A 15,340-nucleotide genomic window follows, 5' to 3' on the forward strand; every position below is an offset into this window, starting at 1 on the left:
TCGGCATTACTGGTGGGACGAGAGCGCGGCCGAATGTCACCACTTTGCGTGGACTGTGACCTTTGACCGTGGGCGCATTGGCTCGACTTCCACATAGTCGATGAGCCGGGACAGTAGGTCGCGTTTGGCGTCGACGGGCAGGATGGGCCAGTTGGCCAAAAGATCGGGGATGAGCGACGCCGGCGGCCGGGACGCCACCACAAGGGCGTCTCTGATCGAGACCTCCATTTCATCGCGCTGGGTTTGCAGCTCGTCCCTCAGCCTCCGGTAGGTGTCGTCAGGGATTGTCCCGTCAAGCATCTTGTTGGTGAGTTGGTCCATGCGCGTTCCGAGCTTTGCTAGCTGCTTGCTGAGGTGGGCTGCGGTGTCCTTGGCTTTGCTGGCTTGTTCATCGGCGCGTGCTGCAAGGTCCGCTTCAGCGTCAACATTGTCTGCGAGGTTCTCCAGCCAGCTCACTACTTCGGTTTCGACGGTGCTAGTCATGACGTAGCCGCCTTCGTGCTTCCTTTTGGCTGCCACGTCGGCGCATTTGTACTTGGGAGTCCTGCCGCTGCCAAAGAGGCCGGCGTGCATCCTTGCTCCGCAGAAGCACCTGATCATGCCGGAGAACAGATACTGGGACCGTTCAGTCCGCCGGTGCACCCGCCTGGACTCGCGACGTGATTGGTACTCATTCCATTCCTCTGGCGTGATCACTGGCTCATGAGCGCCCGGAAGGCGCTCGCCGTGCCGGGTGATGTAGCCGGCCCCGAAGCCTTGGTCCATGACTCGTCGGAGCGTCACGAGCGACCACATGCCGTCACCTGGTGGCCCGTAGCCGGTGACAGGCCTGGTCGGACCGTCGTTGAGCCATTTCAACAGGGAATAGAAAGACTGACCTGAGAGGTATCGACGGTACGCCTCGGCAAGTACAGGGCCAGTCACGGGATCAGGGCTGAAGCCTTCACCCTTGGTGTACTGGTATCCGAAGCGCGGCTTACCGTTTGCGGGTATTCCGGCTTGGACTCGCCTGTTGTGCGTTTCCTTCCACTGCTCCCCCATGCGTTCTGATTCGAAGGCGGCCAGCTCAGCCAGCATGCCACGAGCGAACCTGCCAGACGATGTCGTGGTGTCCATGGGCTCAGTCGCGGATTCCATGCGGCCGCCAATGCCTTCGACGCGGTCAACGGCAATGGCCCAATCTTTGCGGTTCCTGGATACACGGCTGACTTTCCAAACAACCAGGACTTCAGCGCTCCCGGCCTCGATCATTCCAATGGCACGTTCTACTTGCCGGCGCTTCCAGAAACGTCCGGTCATGTCGAGATCCGTGATTGTTTCCACGATCTCGTAGCCGCTGCGCTCGCAGTGCTGTTCGATGGAGGCCAATTGCAGCTCCGGGCTGATCATGCCGTCGCGCTCTTTGGAAACTCGGATGTATGCGACTGCCCTTTGGGGCGCGTTTGGGACAGCCCGAAGCCGGGCTTTTGATGTGTTCACGTGATGGGGGCTCTCTGAGAGGTCTTAGGCTGCGAGGCGTGCGCGGAGGAGTTCCGCTAGAGCTTCTCGCTCAGCCTTGGTGAGCGCTGCGATGTAGTGCTCTACGACGTCGGGCAAAACCCCGAGGCGGTGAGCAATCCCGACAGCGTCTTGACGTTCAAGGTAGGCGTCGATGAAGTCTTGCTTTGTTATCAGCCGTAGGGCCGCCCAGGTGTCCGCTTCGCGTTCCTGCCGGCGGCCGCGGCCCTTATGGCGGTGAGCGGCATGCCCCAACTCGTGCATCAAGGTGCATAGCAGTTGGAGCGGGCCGAGGCCCGCACGAAGTGTGATCAGGTGAAGGTCCGCGTCATAGCTACCCCACGCACCATCCGGCACCCAGCCGAAGCGGATCCGGACGCCCAACTCTCGTGCGTACGAGTCAGGTGTCCTCGGGATTCTGATCATGTGCAATGCCCCCTGGTGCTTTCTTGGCCGCCAACGTTTCCCACTGCTCTTTATGCAGACGGTCAATCGCATCATCGCTCAGGGGCACGACAGTATTACTTTTCAAGTCAGGTTCGGTCTTCTGTCCAGCGCGAGCGTCACGGCGCTCGCCGGCACGACGGATGTCGATTGGCTGTTCTTGGTCACTTGTGAGTTCTGCATCTGCAAGGCCCTGATTCATGTCTACGAGGACTCGCAGCATGTCGATGGCAGCTTTCCGCGCTTTGGGCGGGAGGTTGTCGACACCTGCAGGTAGTTCCTCGGCAAACGGTGGACCGGGGACGGGTTGTCCCGCGGCCATGAACGCGAGTTGCTCACTGACGCCGGCCAGCCAGGCGATGGCCTTGATGGTCACTTCTGAGGGCGCGGACTTGTATGTTCCGCTCCGCACTTGGTTGAGCGTCGTGTGAGTAACCCGGTAGCCCTGCTTCTGCGCAAGGATGCTCAGCTGCCGGACGGACGTCTGGTGACGTTCCACGGCAGTCTCCACAAGGCTGCGGAGGCTTGGGTTCATGTTCACGGCGGTAACTCTTCCCGGCTATGCCTCGCTATTGGTAGCGGCGACACGCCATGCTCTGACAAGTGACAAGTCCATCTTTGCAGGTGAGGCGCGGAATTTACTGCTTATCAGTTTGACAAGTAGTGGAATATGGAACATGATCAACTTGTCATCTTGAAAAGAGGAGAGTAGAAATGAACTCAACAACGATCCGCCGCCGCCCACCACAAGCCAAGAAGGAGGTCTGGATGGAAATCAGGGACCCGGAGTTGATCCGCCGCCGACGCCTCGCCAAGCGATACACGCAACGCGACGTCGCCCATCTGGCTCGGCGCTCGCAAGCAGCCGTACAGCAGGTGGAGACGGGCAAGATGAAAACGATCTCCGAAGCATTCGCCATGGGCATCGCATTCGCCCTGGACTGCGACTGGGAGGACCTCTTCATTGACCACGAACACGCAGCCACGCCCAATATGGAAGGTGGAACGCGAAACGCTTCTCACCGCACAGGTGCGCGGAACGTGAACCCCCACCCCCGCCGGATGCACGCGTGAGCGGCTACAGAACGGTTCATTCCGTGGAAGCCGTCGTCACCCGCCCAGACCACCTCTTGGGTCACGGCAGCTATACCCAACGCCACCGGGTTGGAGTGATCGCCTGGAATGAAGAGGCACCGTCGCTCATTTCCGTCCAGTCCGGATATGACCACGACGTGATCCAGTTCGAAGTCGAGGATCTTGACCTTGTTATCGAGCTGCTCCAGCAGACCAAAGCTCTCCTGGATGCCGCCTCCACAGACACCGGCACGGCAGCACCTTCCCCCGCTGCTGCCGTGCCGGCCCCCACTTCCTCAGCGGAGAACCACTGAGGGCAGAAAGAAAGCGGCCCAGTGCTATTCCGCCAAGAACTCACTGGACCGCTCGTCACAACCCAAGAGCCAGGCACCTCATCTGAAAAGAAGCCTGGCTCTCGAATCAGAAAAGAGTCTAACAAATGGTCATCAGAAGACTCCGGCAACTACCGCCGGAAGCCCGCCCCCACATCGCCGCCGCTGGCCGCGTTCTTGCCCAGGCAACAGCCCGCATGAACAGCATGAGCCCCCGCGAGATCGCAGAGGCCGCCTACACGCCCGGAGGTCCGTCGCTGGAACAGCTGGAGAAGCTGGCCGAAGCCCGCCTCATGGGCAGGCCCATGAGCACCGTTGCCGCCGCGGCCGAGGTCGCCTGATGACTAACAAGGAAACGGCTGACCTCCTCCCCCGCAACTCATACTTCCACGCCGTCGATCGGCAGATGGAAACAGAGTCCTTCCCCTCAAAGATCATCCCGACAGAACAAGGACGCCGGCACAAGCTCCTGACCATCGCCATTCAGGACGCCGAAAACTTCATCGGGGCACTCAAAACGGCCAAGCACTTCGACCGCCTGGGAAACATCGAACACGCACTCCCCCAGATCGCAGACGCGCTCGCCGATGTGGTGGCTAAGGCGAACAACTTTATTGCGGATGTGGAGGTGTCAACGGCCCGTTATCGTGGCGCGGTTGCCGCTTCCTCCACCAAGGCTGCCGGGGGGCAGTCCTCTGATCCGGCAGCTGCCGTCGAATCCCCCGACGTGCCGGCGGCAGCTGCCTCCACTCATGAATCAGACGGGATGAACATCGTTGAGTTCGAGTGGACAGATCGGACCGGTGGCCCCGCGCCGAAGCCGGGCCCGCACCTGGCGAGTGTGACCGTGTTCGATCCGAACCGATCCGCACTGGCACAGCTTGAAGAGTTGGACCGGCAGGCGCGGCTTCGGGAAGGCAGAAGATGAAGACCCGGAAGCGGCTATTCGCGGTCATTCAGCCGATCGGGCATCGCCCATATAAGGATCGGGCTGACCTTCACTTCCGGGACAACACGGAGCTGACCGCCCAGCTGACAACGTATGCACGTTCGAAGTGGCCTGTACCGCAGAAGGTCGCCGTTGATATTCACGCAAAGCAGATCATCGTGGACGGGACTCCCCGCGCGAACTTCTCACTGCATGAGTATCGCGGCCACGGCGACCAGGGGCCGGCGCTTCCGGGGGTGGGCTCGTGATGCGCCCGACGGCGCGGGTCGGCCGGTTTCGCCGCCGCGCCTACCTTTACGGCCCCTTGGTCATTTTCGGCGCGGCTCTGGTCCTCATGACCTGCCCCACGATCAACGGCGCCTATCTCGCTGGCGTGTTGGTCATGTTGGCCGGGTCGGCCGGTTTCGTCCTCGAGTCAGGGCCGCAGCCCGGGCGCAGAAGATGATGACCGGCGATTGGGGGCGCCGATGACAGCTAGACCACCAGGCGCCCGCCCCGGCGCCGCCCCAGTACCCCAGACAGCGGACGCTGTCCCGGTCCTTACTCAGAAGGACCAGGAGAACGTCCACCGCCAGAGGCAGGAACCAGCCACCGAACAAGAGTGGCTTGGCAACCCAGTAGTCCGTGATGACGCTGCGTTGCGCCTTCTCCGCATCGAACGCACGACCACCCGCGCCCTTTCGGCGTTGCAGGATGGCGAACTCGATGCAGCCATCAGCCGGCTACAGGCCGCGCTGACCCTTGCCCTGGCGGAGCAAGCATTTTCCACCACTTGCGAAGGACAGTCATGACCACCATCGAAACAAGAAGAATCGCCGTCGATGCCCTTATCGACAACCCCGACAACCCCCGCTCAGATCTCGGCTCCGACCAGGACCTAGTTGAACTTGCGAACAGCCTCGCCAAGGACGGCAACACCGACGACTGCCACGTAGTAGCCATTGCCGAAGGCGTGGACGCCGGCAAATTCATGCTGCTGGAGGGCCACAGAAGAAAAGCCGCAGCCCGGCTGGGAAACGTTGCAGACCTCGCCTGCAAAATCCGGCATGACCTGGACACGAAGGCAAAGCAGATCGCCTTCATGATTGTGGCGAATACCCACCGCGAGAACTTCACTGAAATGGACGCTGCCCGCGGAGTGCAGTCCCTGCTGGACTGCGAAGGGATGAACGTCAAGGCCGTCGCGAAATCCTTGAGCCGCGGTGAGAAGTACGTCCGCTCCAGGTCGAAAATCACGAAACTGTCAGAGGCAGCTCAGACCAAGATCGAAGACGCGACCCTGAATATCGATCAGGCGCTGGAGCTGCTCAATTTCGCTGACGACGAGAAGGCAGAAGCACGGCTGCTTCAGGTCGCAGACAAGCCCAACGACTGGGAAGTGCGCCTCGCTGCTGAGAAGGAAGTGAAAGCTTGGCGGGAGAACCTGCCTCGCCTGACGGCCGAGTTGCAGGGAGCTGGCGTTGAGGTCGAGGACCGCCCTGAAGGCCCGCAGTGGGAATGGAAGGACATCTCGCCCACGTACGCTGAGCACTCGGTTGCTGAGGCGGTAGAGAAAGACCTCATTGCCGTTGTGCATCCGGACTTCCCGAAGATCACTTGGGCCCGCAAACGCGAAGCTACGAAGCCGTGGACTCCTCCGGAAAAGACGCCCGACGAGATCGCAGCTGACATCCGCCGAAGCGAGATCATCCGAGGCTTGGAGCTTGCCGCGCCCGTCCGCGAAACCTTCCTCAAAGGCATCCTAAAAAAGCCAACGGCAGAAGTTGTGCACCAGCTGGCTCTGGACATGGCTGAACAGCTTGACCTCGCCGACGTCGCCCACTGGCTCGGCATTGAAGAGCACGAGGAAATCGATGACCAGGAAGTCGTTGACGGCATCGCTGCTCTCTCCACAGACCAGCTGATCGTCCTAAGTCACCTGGTACGTAACGGCAAAGAAGAACGCCTCACCGACCTCGCCGCATGGAGCCCAAATGCCGGTTTCTACTACTCAACGGAACCATGGCGCGAATCGCTGGAGCATTCCTACGGCTACAAGTGGACCGAGGCTGAGCTGGAAGCCATCCAGCAGTTCGCCGCTGAGAAGGCTGCACTCGCGGAGGGCGGCAACGATGAAGACGCCTAGCCACTTCCTCAAACGCAATGCTGACAACGAAGCAGTCTGCGCCTGTGGCTTCCGCCCGGAGATCCTTGATGACCCGGCACCCGTGGGCCTCCAGTGGAAAGCCAAACGCGACGTGCTTGACCACGTAGACGCGATGGAAGGCTACCGGCCCTCAGCACCGTTCGAAGGCAACCAAGACCGCCGATTCCCTCGGGCCGGCGTCCGACCAGGAGCCAGCGGACGCTGGAAGCTCACCCTGTGGGACGAACCTGACGTCACCCACCCGATCTCGAAAGAGAACCAGTGGCACGACACCGCCCGGGAAGCGTTTGACTTCGGCCAGCTCATCATCAGCACCCACTGGAAAGCCGGCACACGCCTGAACGGGATGGGCCGCTGATGGCCTGGGCAAGCACGGACCAGCGGTGGCAAGACCAGAAAGTCCGGATCTACCGCAGCAGGTACGACGAAGCCGCCAAGATCACAGCGGCACTCACCATCCGCCGGCAGAACCTCCTGACCGAGATCCTTGCTGACGACCTCGGCGGACTCGACACCACCACCAAAGCCCGCCGCCTCCGCCAAACTGACGACGAACTCGACCTGGCACGCGACAACCTGCAAGCAGCCTGGGCAGCCCTCCAAATCGAGGAAGCCCAACACCACATCCACGAACCACGAGAGGCCAGAAGATGACCATCATCGCCACCAAACCCACGACGACCACGGAACCGGCGCTCGCCGATCTGGAGATCACTGCCACGGGCACTGAGTGGCTGCGGAAGCTGGCTGCCGTTGGTGCTGCCGTGTCGTCACGGCCTCCGGTGCCCATCCTCAGCTTTGTCGTGCTGGAATGCCGCAGAGGCAAGGCAACGATCACGGGCTACGACTATTCGACGTCGGCCGTAGTCAAGCTGAACCACGAAGCGATCGGGACCCTTCACAATGCCATGGCGCTCGCTCCGCATTCCTGGCTGGTTCGGACAATCCGGGTTCTGACGGAACGCAAGCGGGACATCCCCGTGACGGTGGCCGCAAAGACGCTGCTGGGCAGGCCCATGATTACGGTCACCGCGGCAGGCTTCACCATCCCACGTCTCCATGACGTGCCATTGTCGGAGTATCCGCCTCTGCCGGCTCATGGCGAGCTGGACGCGTTCGACATCGACCGCGCCGAATTGGCGGGGGCTCTGGACCGTGCAACCATCGCGGCCAGCAAGGATGACACCCTGCCGATCCTGACGGCAATCGAAGTGCAAGCCAAAGGCAAGTCGCTCACTCTCCAGGCAACGGACCGGTACCGCCTCTCGTCGGAGACGCTGAAGCTGTCGCGCGAAGTTGCAGAATTCAGGTTCCTCCTCCAGGCCAGCACGTGGAAGGCCATAGCGAAGCATCTCAACGGAGAGAAAGTAACTGTTGGCGTTCTGGTTTCGGGGGACGTCCACGGCAAGGATGGCGGCCGTTCTACCGTCCACCTGTCTTCCGGTGACTGTGCCTTCACGCTCAACGGGGTGCTCGGTGATTACCCCAAGATCAGGTCTCTGTTTGATCTGGACTGCGGGATGCAGCTGGACGTCAATCGTCGGGACCTGATGGACCAAGTGCTGGTCGCTCGGGAGCTGAATGATTTCAACGAACCTGCGCTGCTGAAGATCGGCCCAGGCTCCGTAACCCTCTCGCCAACGTTCTCCGAAGGAGGGAGCGAGGCAGCCACGCCGATTCTGCTTGCTGACACGACCAACATCGACACAGCCGATACTGCCGCCTACAACCCGACGTTCCTCTATGAGGCCCTGAAGGCGATCAACGCAGAGGTGGTGCGCTTCTCCTTCCACAACATGGTCAAGCCGACGTGCATCTCTCCGGTGCCAGCCAAGGGTGACAAACCCAGCACCTACCGCCACTTACTGATGCCGGTACGCCTGCCGCGCACTTTGGACGGTGAGTAGATCATGGCCGAAGAAAACGAAGCAGCGATCCTGGCCGGGCTCCTTAGCCGCCCAGAGAAGCTCAACACATGCAGTGCCTGCCGGAAGGCTCTCAACGGGCAGGGCGAGTGTGATTGCTCATGAACGACATTGAAGCGCCGGCGCTGAAGGCTGTCACGGTCAAGAACCCGTGGGCGTGGTGCATCCTCCACGCGGGTAAGGACGTCGAGAACCGTTCACAGTCCATCAACCACCGCGGAACGCTCTACATCCACGCCGCAAAGAAGGACGACGAGGCCGGATACGAGAACGAGGCGTTCCGTCAGGCAAGGGACGCTGCTCCGCTGGCCGTCAAGAACGCTGTCCGGCTGCAAGGTCACGTGCTCGGAACCGTGGATGTCGTTGGCTGCCACTACTCCCTGGACTGCAAAACAGCGGACGGCTACTGCTCCGAATGGGCGCGCCCAGGGATGTACCACTGGGAACTAGCCAACCCGCGCCCGCTCGCGTGCCCGTTCCCTGAGATCGGGCAGCTGGGGCTGTGGAACCTGGCAGCGACGAAGTCGTGACCGGACCTGGGGCGGATCCCGATCTGCCCCAGGCGCCCATCCTCGCCCGGAAGCTACGCAACATGCTCCCTCAGCAGCTCGCCACCATCCTCACCGAACAGGACAAGAACACATGAGCGAAAGACTCACCGACCACGAACTCACCGTCTGCTGCGAAGCCGCAGCGGAAGGCGTAGTCACCTCCCGAGCCGGCCACGCTGGCGGCCCGGCTTGGAACGACCTCACCGCGTCCCAGAAGAACAACGTCCGCGAACAAGCCCTCCCATTCATCTTCCACGGAACAAAAGCGCTCGCCGATCTGGGCTATTGGAAGTCCCCGACCATCACCACCGCCGAAGAGTTGAAGGATCTGTACAACTCGGATCGCAACGTGGTGGTCATGGACGACTGCGGCCTGATACTCCAGAACCTTGCCGGCGGTTGGAAGTCCCCAGGGACGGATCGCTACATGACCTCCGATATGGCGCACCAAGCATTTGGTCCTACCTTCCGAGTGCTGCTCTTCGGCGAAGACCTGAGCATCACCCACGCGAAGGAGAAAGTCTGATGAGCCGCCAAGAAGCAGCTGCCGAGGCCATTCACTTTCGCCGTGCCCTGAGCATGACTGAAAGTGAAGCCGCGGCGTCGGTCGCGCTCACCGCAGCCGACTCAGCAGACACGACCATGAAGGTATATCGCGTTGGCCTGGACGACTCCTCGCTGAAACGGACCGCCGAACGGTCATGGGACGCCATCTCGGGGCGGGACAAAGGGCGCAGCTGGTCGCAGGTGGGGGAACGCAGCCAAGCACTTTGGATGGAGAACGTCCAGAACGTGCTTCAAGCAGCAGTTGCAACTCAGGAGGATACCCAGTGATCAGCGTTCAGGAATCGCTCCACGAGTCGCACGCAGCGAACGGCATCAAACGCCCGGGGTGCAAGTTCTGTAACCCGGCGTTCGTGCACTATGTCGAGCTGACGGCCGCCGAACCCGCCTATGACGGGTGGCGGGGTCTGCCCACGCTGAAGTTTGAGTGCCGAGGGAACTCCGCCGCAGAGTGCCATCAGTATCCGGATTCTTGCGGGTGCGAGAGCTTCCCGTGCGGGCACCCATACGTGTCTCACGAAGAGTGCTGGATGCAGGACTGGTTTGACAGCAGCTGCGTCAATTACGCGGGTGAGGACAACGATGACATGCAGGAAGGCTGCCTGCCTCGGGACCTGACCAGGTCCGGGCCAATAACAACCAGCTGGGAAGACGAGTACGTGGAATGGGAGTGGGCTGAATGAGCGCTGCGGTTCAACACAACACGGAATATTCGGTCTACAAGGGTGCTGAAGACTGCGGCCACTCTGCTCCAGAGGATGAGGAATCAGAGGCCTATGCGGAGTGGGCATCTGACCATCCCGAAGGTGAGGGGCTGAATAGCTGCGTGCAGATCTGCGAACTCTCGCCTATCGGCGTCTTCTGCCAGGAGTGTTCCCAAGACAACGGCGACTGGATTGCTCATCTCACCTACTGCAACGAGTGCGAGTATCCACTTGAGGATGACGGCGCGTGCCAGTGCAAACCTGAAACCGGGGAACAGTGAGCACCGAGCGGCCCGGCAGATGCAACGAGCCCGGTCCATGGGGAGCCATCTGCACTGATTGGCCTGGACATCGCTACTCGCACTACGACGGCAGCGCAGACACGTCTTGGCAGGACGGTTGGCCGGAGGAGACCCCGCCCGAAGGCGGAGGGACCCTCATCGATGACGAATGAAGCGAGGTCTCTGCTCCAGCTGCGGTCATCACCACGGAGAAGCTGACAACGAGTGGCCATCCTGCAAGGGCTACACGTACCCAGAGAATTCGAACGGCATCCGCCGGTGTGCGTGCACCGGCCCCGGAACAAGACGAGAGGAGACGCGATGAGCCATCGCCCCATACGGGACTGCGAACACCCTAAAGCCCGCCACCAGCACGGGACCCCTCAGGCATACATCCTGGACAAGTGCCGATGCACGCCCTGCACCGACGCCAACACTCAGCGCGAAAACGACCGAGCCGAGGCGAAAGCCGCCGGCACCTACGACTCCGGTCGGGTTGACGCTGAGCCAGTACGCAAGCACATCCAGAAACTCAAGAAGGCTGGCTACGGCCTGAAGACCATCGCCCGTCTGGCCAAGGTCTCCAACGCAACGCTGGGCAAGATCATCTACGGCGATCCATCACGCAACATGCCACCCAGGGCACGCGTCGAGAAGCGCGTGGCCGCACGAGTACTGGCCATCAAGCCTTCGCTCACCACCCTCGGCGAAACCGTGAAAATCAATGCGGCCCCCACTCAGGCCCGAATCAAGCACCTGGTCTGCCTGGGCTACTCAATCGGCTGGCAAGCCAAACGCATGGGCAAAGAACACGGCAACTTCGCACTGATCATGAACAAGACACAGTGCAACGCCAAGACAGCACGCGAAATCCGAACCCTGTACCTGCTCCTCTGGGACAAGCCACGAGTCGCAAGCAACCGCCACGAACAGGCCGCCATCACCCGGGCGCTCGCCTACGCAGCTGCGAACGGTTGGGAGCAGCTGCCTCCACCAGCGGAGATCCCCAGCGCTGAAGCGCCGGTGAACCCGGACCCCGCCCTGATGCAGTTCCTCCATGACCGGATCCACCGCCAAGCAAGGAGGAAATCAGCATGAGCAAGCAGCGCTCGAACGACCTCGCCGTGTTCGCTGAAAAGGTTCTCGGCTTCGAGCTGACCCCTTGGCAGCGGACATTCCTCCGCAACATACAACGAGGGTCACCACTGCCCCCAACATCCCGTGGCCGCCACGTATCCATTCACCCGCCGAGACCGGCAACCACCACGAAAGAAGGTCCATCCAGTGCCATGGCTGAAAGAGGGCGACAAGGCGGCGAATCACCCGATCGTCCTCTCAGTTTTGGAGATGGAAGACGCCGATGACCGAATCCTCAATGAATGCTTCGGCTTCGTAAACCGCTGCGCAACCCAGTCCGCCTCCCACGAGCAGGACTACATCATCACCGTCGGCACAGCCATGACAATGGCCGGCTCAATCAGCAGATACCAAGCCCTGATCAAAGCAGCCAAGTACTGCGGCTACCTCACAGACACAGTGATCATCGTTGACGGCGAAGAACGCAAAGCCTTCAAACTCGTCGAAGACAACGACCTGTTCCACATGATCCTCAAAGACGAAAGGGCGTGGGCCAACCAACGCAAAAAGGACTCCCGCAACGTCAAACTCACCACAGCCGTCAGGCTGCGCGACGGAGACGCATGCAGATACTGCGGCAAAACCGTCTCCTGGAACGACCGCGTATCAGGACGAGCCGCATCCTACGACCACACCAACCCCGGCCAGGCCGCGACAGTAGAGACCTACGTCGTCTGCTGCAGAGAGTGCAACGGCAAAAGAGGCGACGACCCAGACAGCACCTGGTCAACCCTCCCGGCACCCACACAGCCCCTCTACGGACCCGAAACCGTAGAGTTCCTGGCCAACCACGACATCACCGTCAAACCCACCTACACCCGCAACACCCAAACCCCCGCGCTCGCCGATGGCAAGCAGCTGGAAGAGGGCACGCCCGCCGTTGAACTCCCCAAGGGTGAAGTTCCGGCTGAGGACGAGGCAACGGCTATCACCGGCCCGTCCAGCGACTCTGACACTGCTGCAGACGACGCATCTCCAGCGGCAACGGATGCACCGGCCGCGGACCTGCCTGATCGATCTAGGTCAGGGACAGGTCAGAGGTCTCCCGGACCAAGCCATGTCGGGACGGGACGGGTCGGGACGGGGCAGGTAGGTACAGGGAGGGGCGGGAGCACAGAGCACACCACACCTCCCAAGAGATCCAGAAACAAAAGAAGACGCCCCCGTGACCGAGGACGGAACTGAACATGCCTACCAAACGACTTTCATCGCACAACTCACCATCAGAAGATCAACTCCAGACCTCAGTAATGCAACTCGCTCAGTTCCTTGGCTACGAGCTCCGCTACCACAACCCGGATAGCCGGCGTTCGCAGGCTGGCTTTCCGGATCTTGTCCTGGGCAGTTTGTCCAGGAGGCGCGTCCTGTTCCGGGAGCTGAAGACTTCCACGGGTCGGGTTCGCCCTGCCCAGATCCTCTGCATGAAGATCCTCAAATTGGCCGGCCTCGATGTTGACGTGTGGCGACCCGAGGATCTGCAGAGTGGTCGAATCATGCGAGAACTGAGAGGGGACAAATGAGCACCTGCACGACGGAGGATTGCCACAAGCCGACCTCTCTGTATCTCTGCACGGATTGCATCGTGGAGCTGGATTCCTTGCTTGCCGACGTTGGGCCACTGCTCCAGTTCATCGGCGGCGCTATCGACCAGACAGCCGTGACCAGGAGCCCGGGCGCTAGCGGCGGCGGTGGAGGTGTGGCAAAGTCCCGGCCTGCCATGAACGTGGACGCCTATCTGCTGAAGGCGTGGTTGCACCAGCTACCAGCTCGCGCTTATGAAACGGCGGCCGACAATCCGAAAGCGGGCGAAGTTCTCTGGATGGCGCGGGACTGGGTCAGCAAGGCCCGCGACTTGGTGTGGGGCCCTGAAGACAGTCGCGTCTACGGGCGGTGTGAGGAGCTGCTCGAAGGGGAAGACGAGGACGACGAACCGTTCCCCTGCGATGGTCGGCTGGTCGCCCACCCCGATGATGCAACAGTGAAGTGCCCCGCTTGCAACACCGTCCACAACGTCACCGATGTGCTGGACAGGCTGAGGCGTAGGGCCAGAGGGGAGCCGATGCCGCCGAGGGCAGTTCGTGAGTATCTGCAACGGAAGACCAAGGTGGTGATTCTCAAGAAGGACTTTGAGAATTGGGTGCAGCTGGGCAGGTTGCCTTACGTCTTGGACCGAGTGACGACCACTCCCAGCCCGCAACGTATCTACTATCCAGGAGACGTGCTCAAGGTCTTCGAGTACATGCGAGGGAGAAAGCGGATGAGGGCCTGAAAGTGTAGTACCCTAAATCCGAGGGGATAGCTGTCCCTACAGCTTTGAGCGAAGGCCTCGACGGATAACCGTCGGGGCCTTTGTCATTGTCCAGCCAAGGCGGTGAGTCTGATGTGAACGGACTGAGCATCCCCTCGTGGTCGGGCAGGCGGGCAGGTGAAGCGCTGGCCAAAGTCAGAGCCGAAGGGCGACGACGCAACGAGGCCTGCTGCATCTGCAAGCAGAGCATCGACTACTCGCTTACCTACCCGCATAAGCAGTCGTGCAGTGTCCAGCATGTGAAGTCCCGCAAGCTGTACCCGCACCTGACTTGGGAGCCAAGCAACTGGAAGCCCGCACATCTGGACTGCAACAAAGCAGCCGGCCCGGGTGAAGACCTCAGTATGGGCATCACCTCCGAAGACTGGTGACCCTCCAGGCCTCAATAAAATCCAGCAAGGCGAATCGCCGGACACTCCCCGCCTGCTCCTCCCTCTCCCCCCGGGAGTTTCCCCGAGTGAAATAGCCCAGGATCGTTGAATTGGCGGGGAAAACGGACCCGCCATCCTACCCGAAAGGCGGCAGCAAGTCATGGCTAGTCCCGGAAATCTTACACTCGTCCTTTCGGCCCGAATCGGGGATGGTGACCCCCATGACATCGGAGAAATCGAACTTCCTGTCGTTCAGGAAACGACCCACACGGTGGGGCACGTCTCCATCACGGCAAGGGTCCGCATGGACGACGTTGAGCTGAACCAGCGACTGCAAAAGTTCGCAGCTGCAGTGACTGATGAGATGGCCGCTGCTGCCAAGCCTGACGTCTTGGCTTACTCGCCGGATCGTATGATCGGATCTGCTCTGACCATCGACCCTTCACCCGTCTTCAATGCCCGGCTCAAAGCCGCCAAAACCCGGCAAGCGGCATTGGCCGCTCCTTCAATCCTTGACGGGCCAGAGCACGTCATCATCGGGGCCCGCCAGGAGGGTAAGACCCGCCTAGCGCTGAAGTGGCTCACGGACGCTCAAGAGGGAGTGGAACGAGTCCTCATCGTCACCGACAACAACTCGGCTGAACACCTCAAATCCTCTTGCGGGCTGTCCAAGAGTGATCCGCGGATCATCAGCTACCGGACTTTACTCAACAAAGGCCCCCGAGAGGGCGTTGAATATGGAGTGGACGACACAGCCCACATCCTGACGGCGCTCCTGGGACTCAAAGATCTGCCCCGTCTTCTGACCATTGGCCACGCTGAAGCTTGGCAGGGCACGAAGAAGTAGCGTGCACGACCGCCCAGCGATCCGGGAACAGCGGGACGAGGGCAACTCCATACGGAGCATCGCGAGGGAGCAAAGAGCTTCTCGGAACGCAGTCCGCCGTGCAATTCGGCCCGGCGCTCGCGATGGTTACTACCGCCCCTCTGCAATTGAGGAAGCTGAGCCAGCCGTCCGCGACGTCCTGGCCGACTATCCGCAGATGTGCGTCGCCGA

The 15,340-nt window shown here is 61.1% G+C and carries 24 protein-coding genes; 21 read left to right on the plus strand and 3 right to left on the minus strand.

The features are described from left to right. Positions 1-36: 36 nt before the first annotated feature. The 3 genes from AB4Y77_RS01235 to AB4Y77_RS01245 are packed head-to-tail and all read right to left on the minus strand — an operon-like array spanning position 37 to position 2,482. On the minus strand, positions 37-1,479 hold the full coding sequence (locus AB4Y77_RS01235) for a recombinase family protein (protein ID WP_442012726.1): 1,443 nt from the start codon (positions 1,477-1,479) through the stop codon (positions 37-39). 24 nt (positions 1,480-1,503) lie between these two features. Continuing rightward, positions 1,504-1,923: an ImmA/IrrE family metallo-endopeptidase gene (locus AB4Y77_RS01240; RefSeq protein ID WP_442012727.1), complete on the minus strand. Its 420-nt coding sequence runs from the start codon at positions 1,921-1,923 to the stop codon at positions 1,504-1,506. Beyond that, complete coding sequence (locus AB4Y77_RS01245) at positions 1,898-2,482, minus strand: hypothetical protein (protein WP_442012728.1); 585 nt, start codon at positions 2,480-2,482, stop codon at positions 1,898-1,900. Before AB4Y77_RS01245 ends, AB4Y77_RS01240 begins: the two co-directional genes overlap by 26 nt. Before the next feature lie 173 nt (positions 2,483-2,655). On the opposite strand from AB4Y77_RS01245, the gene AB4Y77_RS01250 reads away from it, so the two are divergent. The 21 genes from AB4Y77_RS01250 to AB4Y77_RS01350 all read left to right on the plus strand — a co-directional run bounded on the left by AB4Y77_RS01250 (position 2,656) and on the right by AB4Y77_RS01350 (position 15,130). Then, positions 2,656-3,015: a helix-turn-helix transcriptional regulator gene (locus AB4Y77_RS01250; protein WP_442012729.1), complete on the plus strand. Its 360-nt coding sequence runs from the start codon at positions 2,656-2,658 to the stop codon at positions 3,013-3,015. Beyond that, positions 3,012-3,329 carry a hypothetical protein gene (locus AB4Y77_RS01255; protein ID WP_442012730.1) on the plus strand — a complete coding sequence of 106 codons (318 nt, stop codon included), beginning with the start codon at positions 3,012-3,014 and terminating at the stop codon, positions 3,327-3,329. The genes AB4Y77_RS01250 and AB4Y77_RS01255 overlap by 4 nt, the downstream gene beginning before the upstream one ends. Before the next feature lie 125 nt (positions 3,330-3,454). Then, positions 3,455-3,688, plus strand: a complete 234-nt coding sequence (locus AB4Y77_RS01260) for a hypothetical protein (protein ID WP_442012731.1) — start codon at positions 3,455-3,457, stop codon at positions 3,686-3,688. After that, positions 3,688-4,275, plus strand: coding sequence for a hypothetical protein (locus AB4Y77_RS01265; RefSeq protein ID WP_442012732.1), 588 nt, complete (start codon positions 3,688-3,690; stop codon positions 4,273-4,275). The genes AB4Y77_RS01260 and AB4Y77_RS01265 overlap by 1 nt, the downstream gene beginning before the upstream one ends. Continuing rightward, positions 4,272-4,544 (plus strand): hypothetical protein, encoded by a 273-nt coding sequence (locus tag AB4Y77_RS01270; protein WP_442012733.1) that lies wholly within the window; start codon positions 4,272-4,274, stop codon positions 4,542-4,544. The genes AB4Y77_RS01265 and AB4Y77_RS01270 overlap by 4 nt, the downstream gene beginning before the upstream one ends. Continuing rightward, positions 4,541-4,741, plus strand: coding sequence for a hypothetical protein (locus tag AB4Y77_RS01275; RefSeq protein ID WP_442012734.1), 201 nt, complete (start codon positions 4,541-4,543; stop codon positions 4,739-4,741). The genes AB4Y77_RS01270 and AB4Y77_RS01275 overlap by 4 nt, the downstream gene beginning before the upstream one ends. 22 nt (positions 4,742-4,763) lie before the next feature. Then, entirely contained in the window at positions 4,764-5,087 is a 324-nt protein-coding gene (locus AB4Y77_RS01280; protein WP_442012735.1) for a hypothetical protein, read from the plus strand. Further along, positions 5,084-6,421 carry a ParB/RepB/Spo0J family partition protein gene (locus AB4Y77_RS01285; RefSeq protein WP_442012736.1) on the plus strand — a complete coding sequence of 446 codons (1,338 nt, stop codon included), beginning with the start codon at positions 5,084-5,086 and terminating at the stop codon, positions 6,419-6,421. Before AB4Y77_RS01280 ends, AB4Y77_RS01285 begins: the two co-directional genes overlap by 4 nt. Continuing rightward, the gene (locus AB4Y77_RS01290) at positions 6,408-6,800 is read left to right on the plus strand and encodes a hypothetical protein (protein WP_442012737.1); all 393 of its coding nucleotides are present in this window, start codon (positions 6,408-6,410) and stop codon (positions 6,798-6,800) included. The genes AB4Y77_RS01285 and AB4Y77_RS01290 overlap by 14 nt, the downstream gene beginning before the upstream one ends. Next, complete coding sequence (locus tag AB4Y77_RS01295) at positions 6,800-7,096, plus strand: hypothetical protein (RefSeq protein WP_442012738.1); 297 nt, start codon at positions 6,800-6,802, stop codon at positions 7,094-7,096. The genes AB4Y77_RS01290 and AB4Y77_RS01295 overlap by 1 nt, the downstream gene beginning before the upstream one ends. Then, complete coding sequence (locus AB4Y77_RS01300; protein WP_442012739.1) at positions 7,093-8,349, plus strand: hypothetical protein; 1,257 nt, start codon at positions 7,093-7,095, stop codon at positions 8,347-8,349. The genes AB4Y77_RS01295 and AB4Y77_RS01300 overlap by 4 nt, the downstream gene beginning before the upstream one ends. Positions 8,350-8,468: 119 nt before the next feature. Further along, positions 8,469-8,897 (plus strand): ASCH domain-containing protein, encoded by a 429-nt coding sequence (locus tag AB4Y77_RS01305; RefSeq protein ID WP_442012740.1) that lies wholly within the window; start codon positions 8,469-8,471, stop codon positions 8,895-8,897. A gap of 112 nt (positions 8,898-9,009) precedes the next feature. Further along, the gene (locus tag AB4Y77_RS01310; protein ID WP_442012741.1) at positions 9,010-9,444 is read left to right on the plus strand and encodes a hypothetical protein; all 435 of its coding nucleotides are present in this window, start codon (positions 9,010-9,012) and stop codon (positions 9,442-9,444) included. Beyond that, positions 9,444-9,752 carry a hypothetical protein gene (locus tag AB4Y77_RS01315; RefSeq protein WP_442012742.1) on the plus strand — a complete coding sequence of 103 codons (309 nt, stop codon included), beginning with the start codon at positions 9,444-9,446 and terminating at the stop codon, positions 9,750-9,752. Before AB4Y77_RS01310 ends, AB4Y77_RS01315 begins: the two co-directional genes overlap by 1 nt. Positions 9,753-10,161: 409 nt before the next feature. Then, complete coding sequence (locus tag AB4Y77_RS01320; protein WP_442012743.1) at positions 10,162-10,467, plus strand: hypothetical protein; 306 nt, start codon at positions 10,162-10,164, stop codon at positions 10,465-10,467. A gap of 321 nt (positions 10,468-10,788) precedes the next feature. Beyond that, positions 10,789-11,565, plus strand: a complete 777-nt coding sequence (locus AB4Y77_RS01325) for a hypothetical protein (RefSeq protein ID WP_442012744.1) — start codon at positions 10,789-10,791, stop codon at positions 11,563-11,565. A 186-nt stretch (positions 11,566-11,751) separates the two neighbouring features. Beyond that, entirely contained in the window at positions 11,752-12,789 is a 1,038-nt protein-coding gene (locus AB4Y77_RS01330) for an HNH endonuclease (RefSeq protein ID WP_442012745.1), read from the plus strand. A 65-nt stretch (positions 12,790-12,854) separates the two neighbouring features. Continuing rightward, entirely contained in the window at positions 12,855-13,124 is a 270-nt protein-coding gene (locus AB4Y77_RS01335; protein ID WP_442012746.1) for a VRR-NUC domain-containing protein, read from the plus strand. A 62-nt stretch (positions 13,125-13,186) separates the two neighbouring features. Continuing rightward, positions 13,187-13,873, plus strand: a complete 687-nt coding sequence (locus tag AB4Y77_RS01340; RefSeq protein WP_442012747.1) for a hypothetical protein — start codon at positions 13,187-13,189, stop codon at positions 13,871-13,873. A 113-nt stretch (positions 13,874-13,986) separates the two neighbouring features. Further along, entirely contained in the window at positions 13,987-14,283 is a 297-nt protein-coding gene (locus AB4Y77_RS01345; RefSeq protein WP_442012748.1) for a hypothetical protein, read from the plus strand. A gap of 160 nt (positions 14,284-14,443) precedes the next feature. Then, the gene (locus AB4Y77_RS01350; RefSeq protein ID WP_442012749.1) at positions 14,444-15,130 is read left to right on the plus strand and encodes a hypothetical protein; all 687 of its coding nucleotides are present in this window, start codon (positions 14,444-14,446) and stop codon (positions 15,128-15,130) included. Positions 15,131-15,340: the final 210 nt, after the last annotated feature.

Origin of the sequence: Paenarthrobacter sp. YAF11_1, assembly GCF_052113445.1 — a bacterium.
In the GTDB taxonomy this organism is placed as follows: Bacteria; Actinomycetota; Actinomycetes; order Actinomycetales; family Micrococcaceae; genus Arthrobacter.